This window comes from Mycobacterium sp. PTI7 (genome assembly GCF_056679845.1).
This window is the reverse complement of the sequence record NZ_CM155252.1, coordinates 3,016,951-3,043,200: the sequence shown is the minus strand read 5'-3', so window position 1 is coordinate 3,043,200 and position 26,250 is coordinate 3,016,951. Positions and strand designations below refer to the sequence as shown.

Genomic DNA, 26,250 nt, shown 5'->3' with positions numbered 1-26,250 from the left:
GGTCAGCGGACCGCCACCGCCAGGTCGAGTTCGGGCGAGAGCGACGTGGTCGCCGACGGCAGTTCGATGGTGAACGTCGTTCGGCCGCTCCCAGATTCGGCCACGATGGTGCCGCCGTGCGCCTCGACGATCGACTGGGCGATCGCGAGGCCGAGCCCCGAGTTGCCGGATTGGCGCATGCGAGCCTTGTCGGCCCGGACGAACCGCTCGAACAGGTGCGGCAACAGGTCCTGCTCGATGCCGGGTCCGTCGTCGCGCACCGTCAGCGTGATCGCCGTGCCGGCCTCGAGATGGGCGACGACGGCCGTGCCCCCGGGGGTGTGGTCGCGGGCGTTGGACAGCAGATTCGTCACGGCCTGATGGAGTTTCGCGCGATCGCCGCGGGCCCACACCGGATGGTCGGGCACCTCGATGGTCCAGCCGTGGTCGGGCGCGGACACCGCCACGTCGTTGACGGCGTTGACCACGAGGTCGGCCACGTCGACGTCGGTGGTCTCGAAGTCCTGGCCCTCGTCCAACCGGGCCAGCAGCAACAGATCCGACACCAGGGCGTTCATCCGGGCGGCCTCGGCCTCGATGCGCGCCAGCGAGTACTCGGTGGTCTCGGGCAGCACCGAGCTGTCCTGACGGGTGAGTTCCGCGTACCCCTGGATGGCCGCGAGCGGTGTGCGCAGTTCGTGACTGGCGTCGGTGATGAACTGTCGCATCCGGCGATCCGACGCGGAGACCTCGGTCAGCGCGCGTTCGACGTTGTCCAGCAGCCGGTTCAGGGTGTCGCCAACGAGCCCGACCTCGGTGCGGGCGTCGGTGTCGCCCTCCGGGACGCGCGGGGTGATGGCGTACCGGTCGCGGTTCAGCGGTGTCTCCGCGACCTCCGCGGCGGTGGAGGCCACCCTGCCCAGCGGCCGCAGCGCGACCCTGACGATCGCGAGAGTGCCTGCGGCCGTGACGATCAGCGCCAGTGCGGTGAGGACGGCCACGACGATGGTCTCGCGGGTGGCCGCCGCGCTCGCCTGCCGCAGCGAGGCCGCCGTCAGTAGTTCCTCCCCGGGACCTGCCGGCCGGCTGGTCAGCCGGTACTTGCCGAGATCGGGCAACCACAGGTTCACCGACTCGTCGAGCGTGCCGGCGCGCTCGGTGAGTTCGCGTACCGCCGACGGTGGCGCGGCCGTGGCGTCGCCGTCGCCGAACATCGCGGTGTCGACCACCTGGCCGTCGCGCATCAGCACGACGATGTTGCCCGGCGCCTGACCGATCAGGTAAGTCAGCGGCTTCATCCCATCGGGCGGTGGCATCGCGCCGGTGGGCAGCGGGGAGGCGCGGTACTTGGTCACCGACTGGCTGAAACCCTCGGCGGCGGAGTTGAGTTGGGTGTCGACGATCCCGGTGACCGATGCCCGCAGCGTCAGCACCGACATGGTGCCGACGGTGATCAGCACCGTGGTGACGACCGCGGACACGCCCACCACCAGTTGCCTGCGCAGCGGCCAGGTGCGCCAGCCGCGCGCCTGCCGGGTGCTCATTCGGCGGGCCGCAACGCGTAGCCGACGCCGCGCACGGTGTGGATCATGGCCGGGCGGCCGGAGTCGACCTTCTTGCGCAGGTACGACACGTAGAGGTCGACGATGCTGGACTTCCCGCCGAAGTCGTAGTTCCACACCCGTTCCAGGATCTCCTGGCGGGTGACGGCGCGCCGCTGGTTGCGCATCAGGAAGCGGAGGAACTCGAACTCGGTGGACGTCAGTGCCACGTCGTCGCCGCCGCGGGTGACGGTGCGGTTGGCGGCGTCGAGGACCAGGTCGCCGACGGTGAGGGTCTCGCCGTCCTCGGGGGTGAGGTAGGCCGAGCGGCGCAGCAGGCCGCGGAGCCGGGCGACGAGTTCCTCGAGGCTGAACGGCTTGGTCATGTAGTCGTCGCCACCGGCGGTGAGGCCGTTGACGCGGTCGCGCACCGAATCGCGTGCGGTGAGGAACAGGATCGGCACGTAGGTGCCTGATTCGCGGAGTCGCTGCAGGACGCCCAGCCCGTCCATGTCGGGCAGCATGATGTCGAGGACGACGACGTCGGGGGTGTTGGCCTGGTACTTGCCGACCGCCTCCGCCGCGTCGTGGGCGACGTCGACCTCCCAGCCCTCGAACTTCAGCGCCATCTGCACGAGGTTGGTCAGCGCTCGCTCGTCGTCGACGAGCAGGGTCCGGATCGGCGACCCGTCGGGGCGGTACATCCGCGGCAGCCGACCCAGCACGGCCTGCCGCGGTGGCGCACCCCTGACCTGCTGCTGCATCGTCATGGGGAACATTCTGCCGATCTGGCCGCCACGCGCGACCCGATTCATAGACGGTTCACATGTACGCAGGTCAGCGCGTGCGAGCTAGCGGTGCGGCCGCTCCGCGCGGCTGGATCCGAGCCGGTCGACCACGATGTCGCCGTCCGACGAGCGCACCGTCACCTCGGCCGAGGCTCCGGCCGGGTTCTCGGTCTCGGAGACCCGCACCCGCGTCGACTCGCCGGAGGTGCGGACCAGGTAGGGGCCGGGGTCCGGCAGTCCGAGTGCGACGTCGCCCGTCTCGGTGGTCGCCTCGATGGTGCGGGGCGGTGCGCCGGTGAAGTCGACGCTCACGTCGCCGTCGGCGGAGTCGACCACGAACGACTCCCGCACCGAGAGCGGTTCGCGGGCAACGACGTCCGCATCGGTGGTGCGGATCTCGATCCGGCGCGCGGACCCGCTGAGCATGACCGCGCCGTCCTCGTTGGTGGCGTTCAGGGTATCGACGTCGGCCTGGGCGAACAGCGCCCCGGTGTCCTGCCGCGTCGTCAGCGACAGTCGCCGCGCCATCTCGGGTGGCAGGGTGACGGTGACCTCGCCGGCCCGGCCCCAGCTGAGGAAGTCGGAGCGCACGCCGGCGACCGTCACGACGGTGTCGCCGCCGACCCGGCTCACGTCCAGGGTCTGGTCACCCGACCGCGACGAATTGATCAGCCGCATCGAGACCCGAGGTTCCGTGGCGTCGGGATCGGCCTTCACCCGCACGGCGGCGGTCACGTCGCGGGCGTCGATCACCAGCGACCGCGTGTCCCCGGGGAGCGCCTTCTCGTCGGCGACCACGCGGAACGTGCTGAGCCCCCACGCCGTGACTCCTAGTGACGCCACCGTGCCGACGACGACGACGGTCGCCGCGACGACCAGCAGCACGCGGATGGCTGTCCGCCCGCCCGGCGTCAGCGCGGGCGGCGGGTTGGTGGGGGGTACCGGCGGGGGAGCGATGATGGTCACGGGTGAGCCCTTTCGGCAGTTCAGGATTCGAGGTAGCGGAGGACGGCGAGGACGCGACGGTTCTCGCTCTCGTCGGGGGCCAGGTCGAGCTTGGTGAAGATCGAGGCGATGTGCTTCTCGGCGGATCCCACCGACACGTGCAGCGCGGCGGCGATGGCCGAGTTGGTCCGGCCCTCCGCCATCAGCTGCAGGACCTCGGTCTCCCGCGGGGTCAGCGCGTCGAGGGCGGAGCGTTGCCGCGACCGGACGAGGATCTGCGACACCACTTCCGGGTCGAGCACCGTGCCGCCCCCGCCGACCACGTCGACGGCGTCGAGGAACGCGGGAACGTCCGCGACCCGGTCCTTGAGCAGATAGCCGAAACCCTTTGTGTCCGAGGCGATCAGGTCGGCGGCGTAGCGCTCCTCGACGTAGTGCGACAGCACCAGCACCGGCGACTCGGGGTTCTGGCTGCGGAGCAGGGCGGCGGCCCGGATGCCCTCGTCGGTGAACGTCGGCGGCATGCGGACGTCGACGATCGCCAGGTCGGGGTGGAGTTCGTTGACGATGTTCAGCAGGTTGGTGGCATCGGCGACGCCGGCGACGACGTCGTGCCCGGAGTCGGTCAGGATCCGCTCGATACCGGCCCGCAGCAGTGCGGAGTCCTCCGCGATCACGATGCGCATGGCAGAACCGCCGTCACGACCGTCGGACCGGTGGCCGGACTCGACACCGCGAACGTGCCGCGGGCGGCGCGGACGCGGTCGCCGAGACCGCGCAGGCCGGTGGCGTCGTCACCCGCGGGTGCCTCGGCACCGCCCACCCCGTCGTCGAACACCGAGACGTAGAGCGTCTGGGTGGACTCGTCGAGCCGCACGGTCACCACGGCCTGTCCGGCGCGGGCGTGCTTGGCGACGTTGGTGAGTGCCTCGGCGACGACGAAGTACGCGACCGACTCCACCTCGTCGGGCAGCCGACGGGGGAGGTGGACGTTGAGCGTCGTGGGGATGCCCGAGATGGTGGTGCGCTGTGCCACCGCGGACAGCGCCGCATCGAGGCCGCGGTCGACGAGGATCGACGGGGCGATGCCGCGGGCGACGTTGCGCAGCTCGACGAGGGCGCCCTTGACCTCGTCCTGGGCCTCGTCGATGAGGACGCGTGCCTGCGCCGGGTCGGTGTCGAGTTTGGTCCGTGCCAGCCCGATCGTCATCGCCAGCGACACCAGGCGCGGTTGCACGCCGTCGTGCAGGTCGCGTTCGATGCGGTGTCGTTCGGACTGGGCCGACGAGACCGCGCCCTGGCGGGCGTCGGCGAGCGCGCTGACCTCGTGCTGCAGCGCGGCGGTGGGCGACGGTGGCAGCAGCCAGCGGTCGATCGACGCGTCGACCGCCGGGGCGAAGATCAGGATGGCCACGGCCGCCGCGACCGCGACGACCGCGAGCAGCCAGGCGAGCGGCGGTGAGATGAAGTCCAGTCCGGCGGCGTCGTCGCTGTTGCCGATCGCCGTCGCCACGGCCGGGCCGGTGAACGCGAACACCACCAGCGCGAGGGCAATCGCCGTGGCGAGGATGTCGAACACCATCCGCAGGTAGTGGTGCGCCGCCGTCTTCCAGAACGTGGCGCTGCTCGCGTCGAGCCACAGCTGGTGCGCCCAGCCCTTGAAGCCGTTGCGCGAAGACGTCTTTCGCGCCGGCACGGGGATGTCGAAGCCGAACACCGCTTCGCTGCGCACCCGCTCCACCCGGTCGGCGCCGCGGATCAGGTAGACGAACACGACGGCCGCCACCGCGAACCCGATGATCGACGGGATGGACGAGATGCCGACGACCAGCACCACCAGGGGGATCCAGAACCAGAAGATCCCGATCGCGGCGCCCGTGACCATCGACGCCGACGGCACCGGTCCGATGCGCCTGCGACGTTCGTCGGGTGTCGCACGCGCGGGCTCGGTGATCGGTTCGAGGGGCGTGGTGACTGCAACCATGCACTCAACCTATGGATCGCGGCGGCCTCGGAACACCGCGATTGCCCGACACTTCGGTGGGGGTTATCCCCCTCGGCGCCGCCGCGATGAGTTTCCGCGAGGACCGCGGTCTGCCCCGGTGACCGTTCCGCCTCCCGAGGAGAAGCCATGAGCACCGCCACCGTCACCACCGCCCCGACCCGGACCACCTCCTGGAAGGTGGGGGTGGCCATCAGCGTGCTCGTCGGCGCATTCCTCGCGTTCGACGCCGTCGGCAAGCTGATGCGGCCGGCCCAGGTGACGGAGAGCCTGGCGGCACTGGGCTTTCCGGGCGGGCAGGCGCTCGTCATGGGCATCGTGCTGGCCGTGTGCGTCGTCGTCTACGCGATCCCGCGGACCGCGGTGCTCGGCGCGCTGGGGATCACCGCGTACCTCGGTGGCGCCGTCACGGCCAACATGCGCATCGAGGCGCCGCTGCTCGGCACGACGCTGTTCGCCGTGTACTTCGGCGTGCTGATGTGGGCCGGCCTCGTGCTGCGCCGCCCCGAGCTCCTGCGGGTCGCGGGTCTGGCGCGTTGAGGGCAGGCGGCCTCGAAGTCCGCCCGCCACGTGCCAGAATCCCGGGGTGCAGATCGGGATGACGATGCCGGTGATGGAGCCCGACCTCGACGCGGCGACGCTCAAGGCCTGGGCCACGACCATCGACGACGGCCCGTTTTCGTCGCTGTGCTGGGGCGAGCGCATCTGCTTCGACAACCCCGAGACGCTGACGCTGCTGGGCGCGCTGTCGGCGTGGACGGATCGGGTGCGGCTGGTGACCACGGTGATCGTCCCGCAGCTGCACGATCCCGTGATGCTGGCCAAGGCCCTCGCGACCGGCGACATGCTCAGTGGCGGACGCCTGACGGTCGGCTTCGGCGTCGGCGGGCGGCACGAGGACTACGAGTCGGTGGGTGCCGACACCGCCACCCAGACGATGCGCGGCATGGCCGAGCGCGTCGCGATCATGAAGCGCGTGTGGGCGGGGGAGAAGGTCACCGACTCGGTGCTGCCGGTCGGTCCGCCGCCCGTGCAGAATGCAGGGCCGCGACTGCTCGTCGGGACCATCGGCCCCAAGACGATCCGCAGCGCCGCCGGCTGGGCCGACGGGCTGGCCGGCACCACCCTGGATCTGAACGTGGCGCGGGAGAACGAGCTGTTCGACGTGGCCCGCACCGCCTGGGCCGAGGCGGGAAAGCCCGCGCCGCACCTCGCCACGTCCTTCTGGTTCGCCCTCGGCGACGACGACGGTGCCCGCGCGCAGGTGCACCGGCACCTGCGGCGCTACATGAACTGGATTCCGGCGGAGTTCGTCGACGCGATGGCCCCCACCACCGGGTGGGCCGGCACCGAGGACGACCTGCACGCGGTGCTGCGGCGCTTCGAGGAGATCGGCGCCGACGAGGTGCATCTGATCCCGACGAGTTCCGACGTCGACCAGGTGCGGCGCGTCGCGGACGCGGTCGCAGACTTCCGCTGACGGATAAGCAGGTATTGGTGCGCCGTTCACGTCCGCGCCGCCACCTGGACCGGTGATCTTGACATGGTTCCGCCATGTCACCGCACAGCCGCACTGCGCTCGTCACCACTGCTCTGGCCTCCGTGGGCGTACTGATCCTCGGCGGATGCAGCGACACGTCGTCCGACGCCGGGGCCGCCGGCCCGAGCGTCATCATCCTGAGCGGTGACGGCATGGGACCGCAGCAGCGCACCGCGCTGCAGTACTACCTGTACGGCCTCGACGAGCGTCAGCCGATGGACGCGTTGCCCTACGCGGGCTTCCTCGACACCATCCCCGGCGACCCCGAATACGTGGTCACCGATTCCGCGGCCGGAGCAACGGCGTGGGCGATCGGTCAGAAGGTGCCCAACGGCACCACCGGGCTCGGCCCCAACGGCGAATCCGTACCGACCCTGCTCGACGTCGCCAAGGGACGCGGGATGTCGACCGGCCTGATCGACGACCACGACGTCACCAACGCCACCCTGGCAGCGTTCGGCGCACCGGTCGCCGACCGCGACCTCAAGGTGGACATCGCGAAGGGATACCTGGACCGCGGCGTCGACGTGCTCTTCGGCGGCGGCGAGAAGTACTGGTACCCGGCCGGCGATCCGGGGAAGATCCCCGACGAAGGCGAGGACGACGCGAGCGAGGGTGACGCCGACCTCGTCGCCCGCGCCCGCGACGCGGGCTACCAGTACGCCTTCGACCAGACCACGTTCGACGACCTGTCGGGCCCGAGGGCGCTCGCGCTCGTCCAGGACAGCGCCAAGCGGCGGTCCACCGAGATCGAGGGGTACGACTACACCCGGGATCCGCACTACGTCGCCCCCGAGCGGCTCGTCGCCAAGGCCCTCGACATCCTCGGCGCCAACGACAAGGGCTTCTTCCTGGTCGTCGAGAGCGACGACCTGGACTCCGCCGGCCACGAACACGACGCGCAGAACATGATGCTCGCCGGCGAATCGGTCAACGCGATGGTCCGGGTCATCACGGAGTACCAGAAGGACCACCCGAACGTGCTCCTCATCGTGACCGCGGACCACGAGACGGGCGGCATGACGATCGAGAACCTCAGCGACGACGGCGAACCCGAGCCGAACAGCGACCAGGTGGCCGACGATCCGGTGCCCTACTGGGCGAAGGTCCCCGAGAACATGCCGCTGCCCGACGGCGGCGTGCCCAAGCGCAGCGGACCGTTCACCATCAAGGGCACCGACCGCCGGTTCAAGGTCGACTGGACCACCGCCGAACACACCGGCACGATGGTCCCCGTGACGGCAGCGGGCCCCTCCGCCGAACGATTCACCGGCGTACACCCCAACACGTACGTGCACGACGTCGTCACGGAGCTGTGGGACGGTGCTCCTGAGCGGTAGTCCGTCTCGGAAGAATCGGGAATAAAACCTCTGAGAAAGGTGTTGTCGCGACCGTGAGTAACGAAGCTGAGCTGAGCCCCACCGACTGGGTACGTGAGCAGACCGAGCGCATCCTCGCGCAGGGCACGACGGAAGGCGTCGAGGTCCTCGACCGCCCGATCGTGCTCTTCACGACGACGGGCGCGCAGTCCGGCAAGAAGCGCTACGTCCCCCTGATGCGCGTCGAGGAGAACGGCAAGTACGCGATGGTCGCCTCCAAGGGCGGCGATCCGAAGCACCCGAGCTGGTACTTCAACGTCAAGGCCAACTCCGCCGTGAGCGTCCAGGACGGCGAGAAGGTCTTCGAGGGCACCGCCCGCGAGATCGAGGGCGAGGAGCGCGAGCACTGGTGGAAGCTCGCCGTCGAGGCGTACCCGCCCTACGCCGAGTACCAGACGAAGACGGACCGTCAGATTCCCGTATTCGTCATCGAGTAAGCCTCGTCCTCACCGAACCTGTAGAACGGCAGTCGTGACTTCACGGCTGCCGTTCTCGTTCGTCCTGCTCCTCGTCGCCGCGCTGTGGACGTCCGCGCCGGCAGGCGCAGACCCCGTGCGGACGGTGGTGCCCACGGTCCTCGGGACCATCCCGCACGACACCGCCTCCTACAGCGAGGGCCTCGTCTTCGACGGTCCCGCTCTCTACGAGGCGACGGGCGAGGTCGGCCGGTCGCAGCTCCAACAGCTCGACCCGAACACCGGCCGCATCCTGCGCGCCGCCGACCTGCCGCCCACGTACTTCGGCGAGGGCATCGCCGTCGTCGGTGACCGCATCTGGCAGCTGGTCTACGACAATCCCGTCGCCATCGAATGGGACAGGGCGACGTTCACCCCGATCCGCGAGGTGCCGATCGCCGGTCAGGGCTGGGGGCTGTGTTCCGACGGGTCGCGGCTCGTCGTGAGCGACGGCACCGACCGGTTGTTCTTCCACGACCCCGACACGATGGCCCGGACGGGCGCCGTCGACGTCACCCTCGACGGGCGACCACTGCGCGGTCTCGACGAACTCGAGTGCGTCGACGGCCAGGTGTGGGCCGCGGCGTGGCCGGACGACGAGTTCGTCCGCGTCGACCCCGCGACCGGCGTGGTCGACACCGTGCTCGACACGTCGAACCTGTGGCGCTTCGGGGCGCGGGACGCCCGGCAGGTGGTCAGCAGCATCGCCCACATCGGCGGTGACGAGTACCTGATCTCGGGTAAGGAATGGCCGGAGAGCTTCCGGGTGCGCATCCCCGCTTGACCGGCGCGCGAATTATTGACGAATTCGCAAGATCGATGAGCAGACGCTGGTGGCCGCCCCTAGGGTTGCTCGATGACGTCCACCACCGCAGGACCGACCACGCTGACGGGCCGGGTGATCCGCCCGGGGGACGCCGCCTATCCCGACGCCGGCGCAGGCTGGAACCTCCTCTTCGCCCACCAGCCCGCCGTGATCGTGTTCGCCCAGAACACCGCAGACGTGGTGCACGCGTTGGCCTGGGCGCGGGAGAACGACGTCACGCCCCGCGTCCGCAGCGGACGGCACAGCCTCGAAGGGTGGTCCAGTGTCGACGGCGGCATCGTCATCGACGTCAGCGACATGAAGTCGGTGACCATCGACGCCTCGTCGGGCACCGCCACCGTCGGCGCGGGACTCAACCAACTCGAAGCCGTCACCGCGCTCGGCGGGGCGGGCGTCGCGGCACCGACCGGGACCGAGGGGTCGGTCGGTCTGGTCGGCGCCACCCTCGGCGGCGGCTTCGGCCTCCTGACGCGCGCGTTCGGCATGGCGTCGGACAACCTGCTGGCAGCCGAGATCGTGGTCGCGTCCGAGGACGGCGGGGCCCACGCGATCGTCGTCGACGAGAACTCGCACGCGGACCTGCTCTGGGCGCTGCGCGGGGCCGGGAACGGCAACTTCGGCATCGTCACGTCGCTCACCTATCGGGTGCGTCCACTGGTCCGGACCACGTACGTGACCGCGACATGGCAGGGACTACAGCAGTTGTCGGAGGTGTTCGACGAGTGGCAGCGCACCGCTCCGCACACCGACGAGCGCCTGACCAGTCAGCTCGAGATCAGTAGGAACGACGTCACCCTCATCGGCGTGCTCGGCGACGGATCCGAGTCGGAGGCGCGGCAGCTCCTGGCCCCCATCCTCGCCGTCGGCGACCCCGTCGTGTCGGTGACGGACGCCGGGTGGGCGGACACCTATGCGGCCTTCCAGATCCCGAAGGACGACGAGCCGTCGAACTGGAAGTTCATGTCCCAGTTCATCACCGACCCGTTCCCGGCGGAGGCGATCGACGTCATCGCCTCCTTCATGGCCGCGGCTCCCACGCCGGGCTGTAACTACTTCGTGAACGCATTCGGCGGGGCCGTGGCGCGCAGCGAGCCGTCGGGCGGGTCCGCCTTCGCGCACCGCGACACGCTGTTCTACGCCGAGCCGGGGGCCGGCTGGGGCGTCCGGGGCGACGGTGTGAGCCCGGACTCCGACCCGCTGACGGAGGTGTGCCTGACGTGGGTGGCAGAGTTCGCCGGCGCGTTGGCGCCCTACGTCCGGGGCGCCTACGTCAACGTGCCCAACGTGGGTCCGGACGACTGGGCGACCGCGTACTGGGGGTCCAACGTCGAACGACTCCGAGGCGTCAAGTCGGCCTACGACCCAGACGACGTCTTCCACTACGAGCAGAGCATCCCGCCGGCGACGTGACTCCGGAAGGGATGGCCGCTTCAGAAGCGCCGTATCCCTGCTGATGAGTAGGTTTTCGACGTGGTGCCCCCGGCAGGATTCGAAATTGCCGTACGATCATCCAAGGTTGCAGGCCCTACCTGCAAAAATACGCTTTGGCCTGGGTATTTGTCCGAAGTAGAAGACGCTGTGTCATCCTGTTGGCGTACGTGTCTGGACAAACTAATGGCACACAGATGGCACACGAATGGGACGTCACATGGCAGGCAAGCAGGGGCGTCGTGGGTGGGGCCGCATCCGACGGCTGCCGTCATCGCGGCGGTTCCAGGCGAACTACGTTGGACCCGACAAAGTGCGATACAACGCCCCGCTCACTTTCACCAGCAAGCTCGACGCGGAGGCGTGGCTGGCTAGTGAGCGTCGCCTCATCGAGTTGGCCGCTTGGACGTCGCCGACGGTGCGCGCCGCCCACCAGGCGGCCACCTCCGTCACCGTCACTCAGTACGCGGAAAAGTGGATCGGCGAACGAAAGCTCACCGAGCGCACGCGCAGGGAGTACGAATCCAAGCTCCGACTACACATCGCGTCGACGCCGGTGGGCTTGGTCCCTGTACGTAGCCTGACGGCTCCCATGGTGCGGTCGTGGCATGGCGGCCTGGACAAGAAGTACCCGACGCGCAACGCGCATGTGTACAGCCTGCTGCACGCGATCTGCGAAACCGCAGTGCGTCAAGACGAGCTGCTGACGGTCAACCCGTGCCAGATCAAGGGTGCGATGTACGCGGCGACCCAACGTGGGGCGGTTGTCTTGTCGATGCCGGAGATGGCTGCGCTCGCTGATGCGATTCGGCCCGCGCGGCTCAAGGCCTTGATCCTGTTGTCGGCGTGGTGCGGCCTGCGCTGGGGTGAAGCCATCGAGTTACGGCGCAAGGACATTGATGCCGATGCCGAGGTGGTCAGGGTGCGCCGGGGGGCGACCCACCGCGGCGGGTGTCACATCGGCATGATCAAGCAGAAGAAACCGCACAACGTCGTGATCCCCCCGCACATCCGGGCTGACGTCCTCCACCATCTCGCCGTAGACGTGGCGGCAGACGACGAAGCACTGTTGTTCCCGCCAACACGGGGCGGGTGCCACCTCAACGACCGGGTGATGCGCGATTACCTCGATAAGGCGCTGGTGGCCATTGGGCAGAAGACGGGCTCCGGTGGAGACACCATGACAATTCATGACTTGAAGCACTTCGCCGGCACTCATACGGCCAAAGTCGCGAGCCTGAACGAGACCATGAGCCGCCTAGGGCACACCACGGTCAAGGCCGCCTTGGTCTACCAAGGCGTGGTGTCGGGACGCGACGCTGAGATCGCCGAGGCGTTGTCCGCGCTGGCCGCGGGAAGTGCCTGACGGCGCGACACTCCAAACATTTTGGACGTGTCGCGGGTGTGTCGTGGAAACATTCGGAAACATGTTATTGGCGTTTCACGCCTGGTCGGGATGGCTAGGCGTCGTGTTTCCATGTTTCCGAACGAATTAAATTGCGCGACAACATGTTCAGAAACATTGCCAAGGGTGTTCGACGGCCTTAACGTTCCCCTATGACCAGCTATGAATCGGCGCGAGCCGAAATGCCCTCTCGGCTCACGATGCGTCAGGCGTCGGCCTACACGCAGTTGAGCGAGAAGACGATCCGCCGCTACATCAGTGATGGTCGGATCAGGGCGTATCGAATCGGCCCTCGGCAACTGCGAGTCGATCGGGAATCTCTGCTCAAATTTGCGCAGAATCCGTTGTAACACAGGATATTCGGTCACGTTGGCAGCCTGAGTGAGTTCGTTCGCTGCCGAGTGGATCCACTGTTCCCTCGCGTCTAGCCACGGCACGAGGCGAGGCCGCCGACGGCCCCGACCGGTGTGACATCAGGAGTGCAAGATGGCAAACAACTTTTGGGAAGCGGCCGACCGCGAGATAGCCGCGCGAAAGGCCGAAAGTCACGAACGAGCGAAGGCCCGCAAGGCTGAGCACGACGCCGCCGCGCGCGGCCAAAGTGCTCGCGCCATCAGCACCCTGAACGTGCCTTACGCCGAACAGACGCTTGCCAACCTTATGGACGAGATGGCGGCGGCACCCGAAGGCCAGCGCAATGATCGGTTGAATCACTCAGCCCTGCGTGCCTACCGGGTCGCAGACGCTCATGGCCTCGACAGCCAGCTTGTGTCCGACGGCCTTGGCCATGCCGCGCGCGTGTCCGGTCTCGACGACCGAGAGATCGAGGGAACGCTGCGTTCTGCCCGCGAAGCCGCGGACAAGTTTGGCCCCGCGGGGCTGCCCGCAAACCCAGCCCCGGTCATCCCAATCAGATCGAACTCCGCTAACGCGACGATTCCTGCTGCCGCCGCAGCCGGGGCCGCTGCTACGACCGACGATGCCGCTACAGAGCTGATGCCGCTCTACGCCGACTTCGTCCTCACACGCTCGGCGCTGCGCAGCCTCCCGGATCCCGAACCTGTCATTGACGGCACGCTCGACCGGGGCACCGTGGCGCTGCTCTACGGAAGGCACGGCACGTGCAAGTCGTTTCTCGCATTGGGGTGGGCGGCGTCGGTGTCGACGGGCTCCACGTGGCAGGGGAGAGCGACCCGCAGGGGGCGCGTGCTGTACGTCGCCGGAGAAGGGGCGTACGGATTCAAAGCGCGCGTACACGCTTGGGAAGTCGGCTGGCACGCGAACGTCCAGGATGTCAATTTCAACATTCTGCCGTTCGCGGTGAACCTGTTCCGGCCGACGGACGTAGCCAACATGGCGGCCCTCATCTCTTGGGGCGGGTACGAATTTGTCGTGTTCGACACCCTGGCGCGGTGTTCGGTCGGCGCAGATGAGAACTCCGCGAGGGACTCCGGCCTCGTGGTTGATGCGCTGGGCCGACTACTAGCCAGCACGCCGGGCGGACGGGGCCTGGTCCTCGGCGTTCACCACGCGGGGAAGGACGGCAGGACGATGCGCGGCTCGTCAGCCTTCGAAGGGGCGGCGGACACCGTCTACTTCACGCGCCGCGACGGTGACGCCATCATTCTCGACCGTGAGAAGCGCAAGGACGGACCCGAAGCCGACCACCACGAACTCAAACTCGACCCCATCGAGGGCACTGGAAGCGCGGTCCTGTCGATCTACCGCGCCGCGTCGGCGGTGCTCGCGGGGCGCAGCGACGAATTGCTCGCAATCTTTGTCCGCCACTTCTCGCACACCGGCGCGAGCAGGGTTGCCCTCCGCGACGTTGCCGACTTCCCCCACGCCAGCTTCCACCGCGCGCTTAACGACCTGATCGAACGGGGTCTGCTGGTGAACGTGGGGACCGACAAGCAACCGTTTTACCGGGGACGGTGATGTCCGCCATGGGTGTCCGTCACGGGTGCGGACACGGTCGTGTCCCCGCGGACCGGATGTCCGTTCGTGTCCGTTCTATACAAGCGCCCCTGACCTGCGGGTGTCCGTGGTGTCCGTTGATGTCCGTCGAGTCGGCGGACATGTCCGTCCACCCTCCCTCCTTTAGGAGGGTGGACAACCGGGATCACTGACGAATCAACCGTGAGTACAGCAACAACGAAAGGGCCGAAATGAACAACCGCCACGACCAAAACTCAATCGATCAGTTTCTCAACGGTGCCAGGGTGATCGTCGCCGACGATGGCGTCGCCGTCACGTACGGCTACCTGGAAGACACTCGTGCAGACGCCGTGATCACGACGCTGCGAACACCCCAACGCCACAGGTACGCAGTCATTCTGCGCCCCGAAGACGCCAGGAACCTAGCGGACGGCATACGGACGATGCTCGACAGGCTGGCCCTGGTCACCGGCGACGGGCGGTCACCCGCGCGTGGCGACGACGCAGGTGACCAATGATGAGCGACGAATATTCACAAAACTATTCGGCCGCCGAGGACACGGCGGAAGGGCACGATGCTTCGTTGGACATGCGGGACGACAATCACCGGCATGATCGCGTGAGCACTACGTCCGCTGGGGATTCGAGCCTAATCGACGACGATGATCAGCAAGGTCCCGACGACTTCGAGGAGGACTATCTTGACCAGGCGGACGCCGACGTGCGCGACCGCGACGGCCGATACCGGGCGCGCCTACGTGAGGCTGAGCGGCACCGTGACGACCTAGCCGCCGTCGTCACCGACATGCAGGCCCGGGAGGTGGAGCGCCTGGCGGCCGACTACCTTGCCGATCCGGCGGGTGACTTCTGGCGCGAAAAGTCGTTCGACGACGTCCTCGTCGACGGCCTGGTCGACGACGAGAAGGTGCGGGAGGCCTGCGCCGACCTCATTGCGCGACATGAGCACTGGGCGAAGCCGATCGCCCGGTACGCGGGGCCGCTGCACAGCGGGGCGACGTCGGTTCGGTTCGAGAAACCCACCAAGTCGTTCGTCGACGCCTTCAAACCCAGGACTGACCGCGGGTAAGCTCGTAGTCAGCGCGCGCCGAACACCCTGCCCAGGGTAGGCGCGCACACCGCGCGGGGCGCGGGCCGGCATGGCGGGTCGCTAGCCGAAATTCATTTAATTCCGAGTTTCGTATGCGGCCCGCTATTGCCGCGGAAAGGGCTCTAGCCCAATGTCTTTCCTCACCACCGTCACCAGTGCGGCCGCCTGGCGGCCCGACGACTACTACTTCGCCCCCGAAGACGCCATCCCCGACGCCCTAATCCTCACCTGCTCCACCATCAGCGGCGACATCGAGGGCGACGCGCCCAGCGTGCGCGTGGCCTACATCCGCGACGACGAGGCCCAGTTCACCGCAGAGGGAAACGTGATCCCCGAGGCCGACCCGACGCTCGCCGAGGTCCTGGTCCACACTGCCAAGGCCACCCAGCTAGTGCGGATATCCAACGAACAAATGCTGCAAAATAATACGGCCAGCCAGTTGTCGGCCTCGGTCACTCGTGCCATCACCCGCCGCGCAGACATCGCGTTCGTAGCCGAGGTCGCGCCGACGTCGCCCGCCGTCGCGCCCGTGGCCGGGCTGGTCAACGTCGAAGGGATCGTCGACGGAGATGCGATCGACGGTAGCCTCGACGCCCTGGTCGACCTCGTCGCGCAGTTGCAGGACAACCTGTCCATCCCCACCCACATCCTCGTCGACCCGCTCGGGTGGGGCGAACTGCGCAAGCTCAAGGTGGCCAGCAGCTACAACCAGTCGCTGCTCGGCGCGGGGACCACCGACGCGCGAGAAATGCTCCTGTCGCTCCCCGTGATCGTCAACCCTGCGATGCCCAACTACACCGGCCTGGTCCTCGATCGGTCCGCGGTGGTCAGTGCCGTGGGTGACGTGCGGGTCGCGACCTCCGACCACGCCCTGTTTTCGTCGGATTCCGCCCTCCTACGGGCCACCTGGCGCTTCGGGCACGCCGTGGTCCGCCCCGAACGACTCGGCACCTTCACGATCGCCGCGGCCGGGTCCTGAACCGGTGGGCGGCGACGGGAATTGTTCCGGAATAATGATTAATCCACGCAGGCGGACGCCTGGCGGCCGTCGCCGCCCACCCCAATAAATCACCGAATATTCGGTGATTTAATCGGGCGTGGACGCCGGCCATCCGCGCCTGGTCGCAGGGGCCAGGGGGGCGGCTCCGATCTTGATCTACGCGAGATCGCTTTGCATAGCGTCTAACAGGTTGTGCAGAATTCGGCCCAACCCGAAAGCTAGTCAATCACCGTCGTCGGGGTGGTGCTGAGTCCGGCGATGTAAGGCTGCGATGCGACAATAGCCAGTTCAACCAGTCCTCGCGTCTGTTGGTCGACTAGCTCGTACAGTTTTGCGAGTACTGCTTGGAGTTCTGTGACGTCCGGCTCGTAGTTGTATTCAACGATGAATGCGGAGATCGCAGCTCGTCGATCATCGTTCAACCGCGGGTGGTCTTGCCACGGTTTGTCGCCCTTTATGTCATTGCATTCCTTGCATGCCGGTACGACGTTTCCCCAAGCGTGCAGTCCGGCTGACCGCCGGTTTATGGGCACCAGGTGCTCCTCACGCAATTGGCCGGGTGGGGGTGGATTGCCGCAATACGCGCATGCACTCGCAAATCGTATTTGGAGCGCGGGGGTCAGTTTTCGATAGGGCGTGTATCCCCGGTTGACGTCGTACTGACTTCCTACCTTTTCAAGGAAGAGCCTTATCGTCCGATTAGGTACGTCAGCGAAGCTTCTGGGTGCCAAGCGATCTCCACATTTCGGTCAACCTGCCCTGCCGGTGGTCCGGCGGGGCTTGATGGGTGTAGCAGCCAAACAGCGGTGCGAGCGGGAGCAGATGGATGGTGAGCGCCCATACCGCTCAGCCCGCAGCCGCCAGCAGTCGACGCGCGTGTTCTGCTGCTGCGGAGGTCTTCTGGGCACCCTCCTGGAAAGCGACCGGTAGCCAGCTAGGTCCCTTGGGTGCGCTCACAGTGGTCAGAAAGTTCTCAAGCTCACCAACCTTGACGGTGACGATGCCAATGCTATCGAGATAGTCCAGGAGCCTCGACGCTGCCGCCTTATCGGCCTTGAAGGCGCTTACGCCGAAATATTTCAGTTGTCGCCACCCATGCTTGGGAAGTTTCACAGCATCGGTGATCCGCGTGGATAGGCCTTCGGTCATTTCCTCGTCTGTGTTCGACGCAAACATTTCAGCTACGTCGGCCCCAACTTGAGCCGCGGTCGGAGGCTTGGGCGCATTATGGAACTCGGCCGTCGCCTTTGCATGGTCAGGCTGCACGCTTGACCAGTCACCGCCGTGAGCTTCGACGAGAGCTTTCAGCTTCTTTGTGTCATTCAACATGTCGAGGTCCGGGCAAGTGACACTGCGCACACCCAACGCTGAAAGCCGCGTCACGTATTGCGCCATGTTTTGCTTCCCATTGCTGCTCAAGAACATCAGGTTGTGCGCGGGACTGTCGGGCGATTCCGAGGCCCGCATTGCATCAATGGCAGCGGCATAGAAATGCGAATCCCGGTCACTTTCGGTGATTATAACCGCGCTATGGAAAAGGCCGTCTAAGGCATCGCCATATCGGAGGGTTACATCTTCCCAGAGTGCCTCAACGTCTTTTACATCGAGCATTTTGGCGCTCGGGACAGAATCGACGCGCTTGAGGTGAATTATGGTTACAGGCGCGCCGCTTTCGACAAGGCCTTGGAGCATGTTCTTATCGTGAGTTGCGATTATCACCTGAGAATTATTGTCCTTCGCAAGCTTCCCAATCTCGGCACCGACAATGCGCGCCTGCGGGGGATGGAGGAAGGCTTCGGGTTCATCAATCAAAGTAACGGGCGTGTTATCTGTAATGAGTGGTATCAGCAGGCCGAGGGTCGAACGTATCCCGTCGCCTTGGGCGGATAATGGTGGTAAAGCGGAGACTGCTCGCGCGTACTCCTTGGTGACCCCATCTACGGCGGGAGCCGGCATCCCTGGATGGCCAACCCGATACATCAGGTTTCCGCTCAACGTATCCAAGGAAAGTTCGATCCCGAAGATTCTGTCCGCCAGAGAGTGGAGCCGATCTCGCGCATCCTCATTCATTCTCAGAATGTGCAAAGGATGTGTTGGCGGGTCTCCAATTGATGGCAATTGGGCGACGCCTTCGCACATGTTAATTCGTTCTAGGGGCCTTTGCAGGCTCACGAACCACGGCGTGACGTGTTGAGGGGTAACGCCCGACCTTAGGGCCATACTGATATCCAAACGATAGTTTATGCCGGATCGGATGACATAATCCAATCCTTCCCGATCGTCGATACTTGCATTCTCTAGTAACCAAGCCTGCATGTCATCCGGTTCACCTAGCCAAGGGTAAGCGATCTCGCTCACCACCACCGGATGTGATGATCTGGTCAGAGTCGTTGATTTTAATATCTGATCGATGTTTTGCAGGAATGTGGATTTTCCAACATTATTCGACCCGACGATTGCGGTCACGCTTCCGGGTCCAGGTAAGGCAAGCAATGCGCCCTCGCCGACTTTCACGCCAAAAATGCCAAAACCAAAATTGCCTGCATCCCCGCTCAACATCGCCCCCTGTATCGGTGTTCCAGGTATCGCCTCGGATAGTAGGTGGGCCCTGCGCCCAAGCGGTGAATCGACATGGGTTGTGGCTGTTTCGCCGAGTCGACCGACACACGGCCAGCCGATGGTGTGGGAGCTACCCCCAACTCCGTTGGCCCCTGACGGGGAAGGGGCGCTCAACCTTCGGGCAGAGCAGCGGCGCGACGAGAGGTCGACCCAGAATTGCACGCGTTTGCCGCTAGGTCAGGAATCGACACATCGCTACTAATGGCACATACATGGCACACCGTCGCCAAGCGTCTGTCAAAACCGCTTGGAGCTGCACTTTAAAGAGTGCCCCCGGCAGGATTCGAACCTGCGGCCTTCCGCTCCGGAGGCGGACGCTCTATCCCCTGAGCTACGGGGGCGCGGGGACGTGCACCCCGGCGCCGTTGGGCTTCGACAGCCTAACGCATCCCGCGACCTCGCCCGAACGCCGACCGTCCGCGCCCTTGTTCGCGCCCAACGTGCGAGTACGGCGAGGAATCGGGCTCCCGGCCGCCGTACTCGCACGTACGGCGTCGACCCGTGCGCCCCGACGTACGGGTGTGGCCGGGCCGGCCGTGCGTTCGGCGGGGACGGACGGCATAAACCGATTCGGGTCGTGACCACCCCAGACCATAGGATGGTCCCTCGTGACCCCCGCCGATCTGGCCGAGCTGCTCAAGACCACTGCCGCGGCGGTTCTGGCTGAGCGTGGCCTCGATGCCGCCGCCCTGCCGGCGACCGTGACCGTGGAGCGGCCGCGCAACCCCGAGCACGGCGACTACGCCACCAACCTGGCACTTCAGCTGGCCAAGAAGGTCGGCACCAACCCGCGCGAGTTCGCCGGGTGGCTGGCCGAGGCGTTGGCGTCCGCCGAGGGGATCTCCGCCGCCGACGTCGCCGGACCCGGCTTCGTCAACCTGCGGATCGAGGCGTCCGCGCAGGGCGTCGTCGTCGCCAACGTCCTCGAGGCCGGCGCCGCGTACGGCAGTTCCGCGGACCTCGCCGGCGTCAAGGTCAACCTCGAGTTCGTCTCCGCCAACCCGACCGGGCCGATCCACATCGGCGGCACCCGCTGGGCCGCGGTCGGCGACGCCCTCGGCCGCCTGCTCAGCACCCAGGGTGCCGACGTGGTGCGCGAGTACTACTTCAACGACCACGGCGCGCAGATCGACCGGTTCGCCCGCTCGCTGGTGGCCGCCGCCAAGGGTGAACCCGCGCCCGAGGACGGCTACGCCGGTGACTACATCGTCGACATCGCCGCCCAGGTGACCGCTCGGGTCCCCGACGTGCTGACCCTGCCCGACGACGAACGGCAGGAGACGTTCCGCGCCATCGGCGTTGACCTGATGTTCACCCACATCAAGAAGTCGCTGCACGACTTCGGCACCGACTTCGACGTGTACACCCACGAAGACTCGATGCACACGTCCGGCCGCGTCGACCAGGCCATCGCAAAGCTGCGCGAAACCGGCAGCATCTACGAGAAGGACGGCGCAACGTGGTTGCGCACCACCGAGTTCGGTGACGACAAGGACCGCGTCGTCATCAAGAGCGACGGCAACGCCGCCTACATCGCCGGCGACCTGGCCTACTTCCTGGACAAGCGGCAGCGCGGCTTCGACCTGTGCATCTACATGCTCGGCGCCGACCACCACGGCTACATCGCGCGGCTGAAGGCGGCCGCCGCGGCGCTCGGCGACGATCCCGACACCGTCGAGGTGCTGATCGGCCAGATGGTCAACCTGGTCCGCGACGGCCAACCCGTCCGCATGAGCAAGCGCGCGGGCACCGTCATCACCCTGGACGACCTGGTGGACGCCATCGGCGTCGACGCCGCCCGGTACGTGCTGATCCGCAGCTCGGTGGACAGCCCCATCGACATCGACCTGCAGCTCTGGTCGAGCGCGTCGAGCGAGAACCCGGTCTACTACGTGCAGTACGCGCACGCGCGGCTGTCTGCACTGGCCCGCAGCGCCGCCGACCTGAACATCGCGGCCGACGTCAGCCACCTCGACCTGCTCAGCCACGACCGTGAGGGCACGCTGATGCGCAGCATCGGCGAGTTCCCCCGCGTGCTGAACACCGCAGTCTCCCTTCGGGAACCGCACCGCGTGTGCCGCTACCTGGAGGACCTCGCCGGCGACTACCACCGGTTCTACGACAGCTGCCGCGTGCTGCCGCAGGGCGACGAGGAGCCCGGCGACCTCAACGCCGCCCGCCTGGCGCTGTGCGCGGCCACCCGGCAGGTCATCGCCAACGGTCTGCAGATCCTCGGCGTCAGTGCACCGGAGCGCATGTAATGGCACATCCCGCAGGTCCGCGTCACGCGGAGGACAAGCACCACGGCGGCACCCCGGCCCGGCCCACCTCGGGCGACGAGATCATGCTCATCGCGCCGAACGTGTGGCCGCTGAACGCCGCTCGCGGTGACGACGGTGAACTGTCGATCGCGGGCGTGCCCGTCAGCCGGCTCGCGGCCGAGTACGGCACGCCGCTGTTCGTCATCGACGAGGACGACTTCCGCACCCGCTGCCGCGACATCGCAGCGGCCTTCGGCGGCGGCGAGCACGTGCGCTACGCCGCGAAGGCGTTCCTGTGCACCGAGATCGCCACGTGGATCGAGCAGGAGGGTCTGGCGCTCGACGTCTGCAGCGGCGGCGAGCTGGCCGTCGCGCTGAACGCGAACTTCCCGCCCGAGCGAATCGCGTTGCACGGCAACAACAAGTCGGTCGCCGAACTCACCGCTGCGGTCGCCGCGGGCGTGGGTCACGTCGTCCTCGACTCGATCATCGAGATCGAGCGCCTCGACGCCATCGCCGGTGCGGCCGGCGTGGTGCAGGACGTCCTGGTGCGCGTCACCGTCGGCGTCGAGGCCCACACCCACGAGTTCATCTCCACTGCCCACGAGGACCAGAAGTTCGGCCTCTCGCTGGCCAGCGGTGCCGCCATGGACGCGGTCCGCAGGGTGTTCGCCGCCGACAACCTGCGACTGGTCGGACTGCACAGCCACATCGGTTCGCAGATCTTCGACGTCGCCGGCTTCGAGATCGCCGCGCGGCGCGTGATCGGCCTGCTCCGCGACGTGGTCGCCGAGTTCGGCGTCGAGAAGACCTCGCAGATCTCCATCGTCGACCTCGGCGGCGGTCTGGGAATCTCCTATCTGCCGCAGGACGACCCGCCGCCGATGGCCGAACTCGCCGACAAGCTGTGGTCGATCGTGCGCACCGAATCCGCCGCGGTGGGCCTGCCGTCGCCCGACCTCGTCGTCGAACCCGGCCGCGCGATCGCCGGCCCCGGCACCATCACCCTGTACGAGGTGGGCACCGTCAAGGACGTCGCCATCAGCCCGTCCGCGCACCGCCGGTACGTCAGCGTCGACGGCGGCATGAGCGACAACATCCGCACGTCCCTGTACGACGCGGAGTACGACGCCCGCCTCGTCTCTCGCACCAGCGACGCGCCGCCGACGCTGGCCCGCATCGTCGGAAAGCATTGCGAGAGCGGCGACATCATCGTGCGCGACACCTGGGTGTCCGACGACGTCGTGCCCGGCGACCTGATCGGCGTCGCCGCGACCGGGGCGTACTGCTACTCGATGTCCAGCAGGTACAACCTGCTCGGACGACCCGCGGTGGTGGCCGTGCGGGACGGCGTCGCACGCCTCGTCCTGCGCCGCGAGACCACCGACGACCTGCTCAGCCTGGAGGTAAGGAACACATGACGGACACGCACCGGCCCATCGGCTTGGCGGTTCTCGGACTCGGCAACGTCGGCAGCGAGGTCGTCCGGATCATCGAGGAGAGCGCGACCGATCTCGCGGCGCGCGTGGGTGCGCCGCTCGTGCTGCGCGGCATCGGGGTCCGGCGGGTGGCCGACGACCGCGGCGTCCCCGTCGACCTGCTCACCGACGACGTGCAGGCACTCGTCGCGCGCGACGACGTCGACATCGTGATCGAGCTGATGGGCCCGGTGGAACCGGCCCGGCGGGCGATCCTCAGTGCGCTCGAGCACGGCAAGTCCGTCGTCACCGCCAACAAGGCGCTGATGGCGCAATCCACCGGCGAACTCGCCCAGGCCGCCGAGAACGCCCGCGTCGACCTGTACTTCGAGGCTGCCGTCGCCGGCGCGATCCCGGTGATCCGCCCGCTGACCCAGTCGCTGGCCGGTGACACGGTGCTGCGGGTGGCGGGAATCGTCAACGGCACCACCAACTACATCCTCTCGGCGATGAACGACACCGGCGCCGACTACGCGGACGCCCTCGCCGACGCCGGCGCGCTGGGCTACGCGGAGGCCGACCCGACCGCCGACGTCGAGGGCTACGACGCCGCCGCCAAGGCCGCGATCCTCGCGTCCATCGCGTTCCACACCCGGGTCACCGCCGACGACGTCTACCGCGAGGGCATCACCAAGGTCACCGCGGAAGACATCGCGTCTGCCAAGGCCCTCGGCTGCAACATCAAGCTGCTCGCGATCTGCGAGCGGCTGACGAATGACGAGGGGCAGCAGCGGGTCTCGGCCCGCGTGTACCCGGCGCTGGTGCCGCTGAGCCATCCGCTCGCGACCGTCAACGGCGCGTTCAATGCCGTGGTCGTGGAAGCCGAGGCCGCCGGTCGCCTGATGTTCTACGGCCAGGGTGCGGGTGGTGCCCCGACGGCGTCGGCGGTGATGGGCGATCTGGTGATGGCCGCCCGCAACCGCGTGCAGGGTGGCCTCGGGCCCCGCGAGTCCAAGTACGCGCAGCTGCCGATCGCACCGATCGGGTTCATCCCGACGCGCTACTACGTCTCGATGAACGTGGCCGACCGCCCCGGTGTGCTGTCCGCCGTCGCAGCCGAATTCGGCAAGCGCGAGGTCAGCATCGCCGAGGTCCGCCAGGAGGGCATGGTGGACGAGGGCGGGCAGCCCTGTGGCGCGCGCATCGTCGTCGTCACGCACCGCGCCACCGACGCCGCACTCTCCGAGACCGTCGAAGCCCTCGCCGACCTCGATGTCGTGCAGGACATCAACAGCGTCCTCCGCCTGGAAGGAACGAGCGAATGAGCCCCACCGATACTGCCGTGCACAAGGCGTGGCCCGGCCTCATCGGCGCCTACCGCGACCGGTTGCCCATCGAGGACGGCTGGACGCCCATCACGCTCCACGAGGGTGCGACCCCGCTGATCCACGCGACGCGGATCAGCGAACTCACCGGCTGCACCGTGCATCTCAAGGTCGAGGGCCTCAACCCGACGGGCTCGTTCAAGGACCGCGGCATGACCGTCGCGGTGACCGAGTCGGTCGCGCGAGGTCAGAAGGCGGTGCTCTGCGCCTCGACGGGCAACACGTCCGCCTCCGCCGCTGCCTACGCCGCCAAGGCCGGCATCACCTGCGCGGTGCTCATCCCGCAGGGCAAGATCGCCATGGGCAAGCTCGCGCAGGCGGTGATGCACGGAGCCAAGATCATTCAGGTCGAGGGCAACTTCGACGACTGCCTCGAACTGGCCCGGAAGCTGACCGCGGACTTCCCGACGGTCGCGCTGGTCAACTCCGTGAACCCGTACCGCATCGAGGGTCAGAAGACCGCCGCGTTCGAGATCGTCGACGCGCTCGGCACCGCCCCCGACGTGCACGCCCTGCCCGTCGGCAACGCGGGCAACATCACCGCGTACTGGAAGGGCTACTCGGAGTACCACCGCGACGGCCTCAGTGACCGGCTGCCCCGCATGCTCGGCACTCAGGCGGCCGGCGCCGCCCCGCTGGTCGAGGGCGCACCGGTCAAGAACCCCGAGACCATCGCGACGGCCATCCGGATCGGCGCCCCGGCGTCGTGGAACCAGGCGGTCGAGGCGCAGCAGCAGTCCGGCGGCAAGTTCCTCGCCGCCACCGACGACGAGATCCTCGCCGCGTACCACCTGATCGCCCGGAGTGAGGGGGTGTTCGTGGAGCCCGCGTCGGCGGCCAGCGTCGCCGGCCTGCTCAAGTCGGTCGAAGACGGCTGGGTCGCCAAGGGCTCGACCGTGGTCTGCACCGTCACCGGCAACGGACTCAAGGATCCCGACACCGCGCTGGCGGGCATGCCGCAGGTGACCCCGGTGCCCGTCGACCCGGTGGCCGTCGTGGCCGCGCTGGGCCTGGTGTGACCCAGACGCTGTCCCCGGGGCTGACCGCCCGCGCCGTCGTCCCGGCGTCGAGCGCCAACCTGGGACCGGGCTTCGACAGCCTCGGTCTCGCACTGAGCCTGTACGACGAAATCAACGTCGAGACAGTCGAATCGGGCCTCACCATCGAGGTGTCCGGCGAGGGGGAGGGGCAGGTACCCCTCGACTCGTCGCACCTCGTGGTGCGCGCCATCGAACACGGCCTGCTGTCGGCCGGGGTGTCCGTCCCCGGCCTGGTCGTCAGGTGCCGCAACAGCATTCCGCACTCCCGGGGCCTCGGATCCTCCGCAGCCGCCGTGGTGGGTGGCCTGGCCGCCGCCAACGGCCTTGTCCGACAATCGGATTCCCCCGCCCTCACCGATGACGAGCTGATCCAGCTGTCGTCGGAGTTCGAAGGGCACCCGGACAACGCGTCGGCCGCAGTCCTGGGTGGCGCCGTGGTGTCGTGGACCGAGGGCGGGGGACCGCTGCCCCGCTACGCGGCGGCACCGCTGCGCCTGCATCCCGACATCCGACTCTTCCCGGCGATTCCGCAGGTGCGATCGTCGACCGCCGAGACCAGGGTGTTGCTGCCGGACTCGGTCAGCCACGTGGACGCCCGCTTCAACGTCAGCCGTGCCGCGCTGCTCGTGGTGGCACTCGCCGACCGTCCGGACCTGCTGCTCGAGGCCACCGAGGACCGGCTGCACCAGCCGCAGCGGGCGGCCGCCATGCCCGCGTCGGCGGAATACATCGACATCCTGCGCCGTTGTGGAGTGGCAGCGGTGCTTTCCGGCGCCGGACCTGCAGTGATCGCGTTCAGTACCCAACCCGAGCTGCCGGTCGAGGCGCTCGAGTTCGGCGCCGCGAACGGGTTCACCATCGCGGAGATGGCAGTCGGACGGGGCGTCCACTGCACGTCGGGCGATCCGGTCCGGTAGCGGACGACTCGACACGAGCCACACGCGCAGCAGGGGCATTCTTGCTTCCCACTCGGATGCGGGTTATCCTCGGATTCGTCCAGCAATCGCAGCGTCTGTGCCTGCGCCGACACTAGGACGATCACTCTTTCTCTTTAGGTGTTCAACCCTTGCACTGAAGGTTCGCCGCTCCGCGGCGGACACACAGGCGATCACCGTTGCAGAGGCGACGGTGGGCCCCTCGACATTCGGCGGATCTGCCGAATGCGAAGAACCCTCGCGCGATCACATCACCGA

24 protein-coding genes and 1 tRNA gene are annotated in these 26,250 nt (G+C 67.5%); 17 read left to right on the top strand and 8 right to left on the bottom strand.

The features are described from left to right. Positions 1 to 2: 2 nt before the first annotated feature. The 5 genes from AC1MEY_RS14585 to AC1MEY_RS14565 all read right to left on the bottom strand — a co-directional run bounded on the left by AC1MEY_RS14585 (position 3) and on the right by AC1MEY_RS14565 (position 5,237). On the bottom strand, positions 3 to 1,523 hold the full coding sequence (locus tag AC1MEY_RS14585; RefSeq protein ID WP_480226221.1) for a sensor histidine kinase: 1,521 nt from the start codon (positions 1,521 to 1,523) through the stop codon (positions 3 to 5). Next, complete coding sequence (locus AC1MEY_RS14580) at positions 1,520 to 2,284, bottom strand: response regulator transcription factor (protein ID WP_480231490.1); 765 nt, start codon at positions 2,282 to 2,284, stop codon at positions 1,520 to 1,522. Before AC1MEY_RS14580 ends, AC1MEY_RS14585 begins: the two co-directional genes overlap by 4 nt. An 87-nt stretch (positions 2,285 to 2,371) precedes the next feature. After that, entirely contained in the window at positions 2,372 to 3,274 is a 903-nt protein-coding gene (locus tag AC1MEY_RS14575; protein WP_480226220.1) for a DUF4097 family beta strand repeat-containing protein, read from the bottom strand. 20 nt (positions 3,275 to 3,294) lie between these two features. After that, positions 3,295 to 3,939 carry a response regulator transcription factor gene (locus AC1MEY_RS14570; RefSeq protein WP_480226219.1) on the bottom strand — a complete coding sequence of 215 codons (645 nt, stop codon included), beginning with the start codon at positions 3,937 to 3,939 and terminating at the stop codon, positions 3,295 to 3,297. Continuing rightward, a complete protein-coding gene (locus tag AC1MEY_RS14565) occupies positions 3,927 to 5,237 on the bottom strand; it encodes a sensor histidine kinase (RefSeq protein WP_480226218.1) in 1,311 nt (436 codons plus the stop codon). The genes AC1MEY_RS14570 and AC1MEY_RS14565 overlap by 13 nt, the downstream gene beginning before the upstream one ends. A gap of 147 nt (positions 5,238 to 5,384) precedes the next feature. On the opposite strand from AC1MEY_RS14565, the gene AC1MEY_RS14560 reads away from it, so the two are divergent. The 12 genes from AC1MEY_RS14560 (at position 5,385) to AC1MEY_RS14505 (ending at position 16,313) form a co-directional block, all read left to right on the top strand. Continuing rightward, positions 5,385 to 5,795 (top strand): DoxX family protein, encoded by a 411-nt coding sequence (locus AC1MEY_RS14560; RefSeq protein WP_480226217.1) that lies wholly within the window; start codon positions 5,385 to 5,387, stop codon positions 5,793 to 5,795. 58 nt (positions 5,796 to 5,853) lie between these two features. After that, a complete protein-coding gene (locus AC1MEY_RS14555; RefSeq protein ID WP_480231489.1) occupies positions 5,854 to 6,735 on the top strand; it encodes an LLM class flavin-dependent oxidoreductase in 882 nt (293 codons plus the stop codon). Between the two features lie 74 nt (positions 6,736 to 6,809). Then, positions 6,810 to 8,135 (top strand): alkaline phosphatase, encoded by a 1,326-nt coding sequence (locus tag AC1MEY_RS14550; RefSeq protein ID WP_480226216.1) that lies wholly within the window; start codon positions 6,810 to 6,812, stop codon positions 8,133 to 8,135. A 53-nt stretch (positions 8,136 to 8,188) separates the two neighbouring features. Continuing rightward, positions 8,189 to 8,611 (top strand): nitroreductase family deazaflavin-dependent oxidoreductase, encoded by a 423-nt coding sequence (locus AC1MEY_RS14545; protein ID WP_480226215.1) that lies wholly within the window; start codon positions 8,189 to 8,191, stop codon positions 8,609 to 8,611. A 34-nt stretch (positions 8,612 to 8,645) separates the two neighbouring features. Beyond that, the gene (locus AC1MEY_RS14540; RefSeq protein ID WP_480226214.1) at positions 8,646 to 9,413 is read left to right on the top strand and encodes a glutaminyl-peptide cyclotransferase; all 768 of its coding nucleotides are present in this window, start codon (positions 8,646 to 8,648) and stop codon (positions 9,411 to 9,413) included. Between the two features lie 72 nt (positions 9,414 to 9,485). Further along, positions 9,486 to 10,865: an FAD-binding oxidoreductase gene (locus tag AC1MEY_RS14535; protein ID WP_480226213.1), complete on the top strand. Its 1,380-nt coding sequence runs from the start codon at positions 9,486 to 9,488 to the stop codon at positions 10,863 to 10,865. Positions 10,866 to 11,103: 238 nt separating this feature from the next. Next, positions 11,104 to 12,249, top strand: coding sequence for a tyrosine-type recombinase/integrase (locus tag AC1MEY_RS14530; protein WP_480226212.1), 1,146 nt, complete (start codon positions 11,104 to 11,106; stop codon positions 12,247 to 12,249). Between the two features lie 191 nt (positions 12,250 to 12,440). After that, positions 12,441 to 12,638, top strand: coding sequence for a helix-turn-helix domain-containing protein (locus tag AC1MEY_RS14525; protein ID WP_480226211.1), 198 nt, complete (start codon positions 12,441 to 12,443; stop codon positions 12,636 to 12,638). A gap of 136 nt (positions 12,639 to 12,774) precedes the next feature. Further along, the gene (locus AC1MEY_RS14520; RefSeq protein WP_480226210.1) at positions 12,775 to 14,226 is read left to right on the top strand and encodes an AAA family ATPase; all 1,452 of its coding nucleotides are present in this window, start codon (positions 12,775 to 12,777) and stop codon (positions 14,224 to 14,226) included. A 230-nt stretch (positions 14,227 to 14,456) separates the two neighbouring features. Then, positions 14,457 to 14,744, top strand: coding sequence for a hypothetical protein (locus AC1MEY_RS14515; RefSeq protein ID WP_480226209.1), 288 nt, complete (start codon positions 14,457 to 14,459; stop codon positions 14,742 to 14,744). Then, positions 14,744 to 15,313 (top strand): hypothetical protein, encoded by a 570-nt coding sequence (locus AC1MEY_RS14510; protein WP_480226208.1) that lies wholly within the window; start codon positions 14,744 to 14,746, stop codon positions 15,311 to 15,313. The genes AC1MEY_RS14515 and AC1MEY_RS14510 overlap by 1 nt, the downstream gene beginning before the upstream one ends. 151 nt (positions 15,314 to 15,464) lie before the next feature. Next, positions 15,465 to 16,313, top strand: coding sequence for a phage major capsid protein (locus AC1MEY_RS14505; RefSeq protein WP_480226207.1), 849 nt, complete (start codon positions 15,465 to 15,467; stop codon positions 16,311 to 16,313). A gap of 239 nt (positions 16,314 to 16,552) precedes the next feature. Here the strand turns inward: AC1MEY_RS14505 and AC1MEY_RS14500 are convergent, their stop codons facing one another. From AC1MEY_RS14500 to AC1MEY_RS14490, 3 genes are all read right to left on the bottom strand, one after another. Beyond that, the gene (locus AC1MEY_RS14500; RefSeq protein ID WP_480226206.1) at positions 16,553 to 16,867 is read right to left on the bottom strand and encodes a hypothetical protein; all 315 of its coding nucleotides are present in this window, start codon (positions 16,865 to 16,867) and stop codon (positions 16,553 to 16,555) included. A gap of 313 nt (positions 16,868 to 17,180) precedes the next feature. Beyond that, positions 17,181 to 18,893 (bottom strand): ATP-dependent nuclease, encoded by a 1,713-nt coding sequence (locus tag AC1MEY_RS14495; RefSeq protein WP_480226205.1) that lies wholly within the window; start codon positions 18,891 to 18,893, stop codon positions 17,181 to 17,183. A gap of 328 nt (positions 18,894 to 19,221) precedes the next feature. After that, a tRNA-Arg gene (locus AC1MEY_RS14490) sits at positions 19,222 to 19,294 on the bottom strand. A gap of 267 nt (positions 19,295 to 19,561) precedes the next feature. Between AC1MEY_RS14490 and argS the strand changes: the two genes are divergently transcribed. Genes argS through thrB form a run of 5 tightly spaced genes read left to right on the top strand, consistent with a single transcriptional unit; the run spans position 19,562 to position 25,974 of the window. Continuing rightward, positions 19,562 to 21,214, top strand: coding sequence for an arginine--tRNA ligase (gene argS, locus AC1MEY_RS14485; protein ID WP_480226204.1), 1,653 nt, complete (start codon positions 19,562 to 19,564; stop codon positions 21,212 to 21,214). Next, positions 21,214 to 22,635, top strand: coding sequence for a diaminopimelate decarboxylase (gene lysA, locus AC1MEY_RS14480; RefSeq protein WP_480226203.1), 1,422 nt, complete (start codon positions 21,214 to 21,216; stop codon positions 22,633 to 22,635). The genes argS and lysA overlap by 1 nt, the downstream gene beginning before the upstream one ends. Next, complete coding sequence (locus AC1MEY_RS14475) at positions 22,632 to 23,957, top strand: homoserine dehydrogenase (RefSeq protein WP_480226202.1); 1,326 nt, start codon at positions 22,632 to 22,634, stop codon at positions 23,955 to 23,957. The genes lysA and AC1MEY_RS14475 overlap by 4 nt, the downstream gene beginning before the upstream one ends. Then, a complete protein-coding gene (gene thrC, locus AC1MEY_RS14470; protein WP_480226201.1) occupies positions 23,954 to 25,036 on the top strand; it encodes a threonine synthase in 1,083 nt (360 codons plus the stop codon). The genes AC1MEY_RS14475 and thrC overlap by 4 nt, the downstream gene beginning before the upstream one ends. Then, positions 25,033 to 25,974 (top strand): homoserine kinase, encoded by a 942-nt coding sequence (gene thrB, locus AC1MEY_RS14465; RefSeq protein ID WP_480226200.1) that lies wholly within the window; start codon positions 25,033 to 25,035, stop codon positions 25,972 to 25,974. The genes thrC and thrB overlap by 4 nt, the downstream gene beginning before the upstream one ends. Positions 25,975 to 26,250: the final 276 nt, after the last annotated feature.

Excerpts from the sequence above, each read along its gene's own strand:
- AC1MEY_RS14530 (WP_480226212.1), top strand. The coding sequence starts at position 11,104 with ATGGCAGGCAAGCAGGGGCGTCGTGGGTGGGGCCGCATCCGACGGCTG.
- AC1MEY_RS14505 (WP_480226207.1), top strand. The coding sequence starts at position 15,465 with ATGTCTTTCCTCACCACCGTCACCAGTGCGGCCGCCTGGCGGCCCGAC.
- lysA (WP_480226203.1), top strand. The coding sequence starts at position 21,214 with ATGGCACATCCCGCAGGTCCGCGTCACGCGGAGGACAAGCACCACGGC.
- AC1MEY_RS14560 (WP_480226217.1), top strand. The coding sequence starts at position 5,385 with ATGAGCACCGCCACCGTCACCACCGCCCCGACCCGGACCACCTCCTGG.
- AC1MEY_RS14550 (WP_480226216.1), top strand. The coding sequence starts at position 6,810 with ATGTCACCGCACAGCCGCACTGCGCTCGTCACCACTGCTCTGGCCTCC.
- thrC (WP_480226201.1), top strand. The coding sequence starts at position 23,954 with ATGAGCCCCACCGATACTGCCGTGCACAAGGCGTGGCCCGGCCTCATC.
- AC1MEY_RS14570 (WP_480226219.1), bottom strand. The coding sequence starts at position 3,939 with ATGCGCATCGTGATCGCGGAGGACTCCGCACTGCTGCGGGCCGGTATC.
- AC1MEY_RS14520 (WP_480226210.1), top strand. The coding sequence starts at position 12,775 with ATGGCAAACAACTTTTGGGAAGCGGCCGACCGCGAGATAGCCGCGCGA.
- AC1MEY_RS14525 (WP_480226211.1), top strand. The coding sequence starts at position 12,441 with ATGACCAGCTATGAATCGGCGCGAGCCGAAATGCCCTCTCGGCTCACG.
- AC1MEY_RS14495 (WP_480226205.1), bottom strand. The coding sequence starts at position 18,893 with ATGTTGAGCGGGGATGCAGGCAATTTTGGTTTTGGCATTTTTGGCGTG.
- AC1MEY_RS14555 (WP_480231489.1), top strand. The coding sequence starts at position 5,854 with ATGACGATGCCGGTGATGGAGCCCGACCTCGACGCGGCGACGCTCAAG.
- AC1MEY_RS14510 (WP_480226208.1), top strand. The coding sequence starts at position 14,744 with ATGAGCGACGAATATTCACAAAACTATTCGGCCGCCGAGGACACGGCG.
- AC1MEY_RS14475 (WP_480226202.1), top strand. The coding sequence starts at position 22,632 with ATGACGGACACGCACCGGCCCATCGGCTTGGCGGTTCTCGGACTCGGC.
- AC1MEY_RS14565 (WP_480226218.1), bottom strand. The coding sequence starts at position 5,237 with ATGGTTGCAGTCACCACGCCCCTCGAACCGATCACCGAGCCCGCGCGT.
- AC1MEY_RS14535 (WP_480226213.1), top strand. The coding sequence starts at position 9,486 with ATGACGTCCACCACCGCAGGACCGACCACGCTGACGGGCCGGGTGATC.
- AC1MEY_RS14580 (WP_480231490.1), bottom strand. The coding sequence starts at position 2,284 with ATGCAGCAGCAGGTCAGGGGTGCGCCACCGCGGCAGGCCGTGCTGGGT.
- AC1MEY_RS14585 (WP_480226221.1), bottom strand. The coding sequence starts at position 1,523 with ATGAGCACCCGGCAGGCGCGCGGCTGGCGCACCTGGCCGCTGCGCAGG.
- AC1MEY_RS14515 (WP_480226209.1), top strand. The coding sequence starts at position 14,457 with ATGAACAACCGCCACGACCAAAACTCAATCGATCAGTTTCTCAACGGT.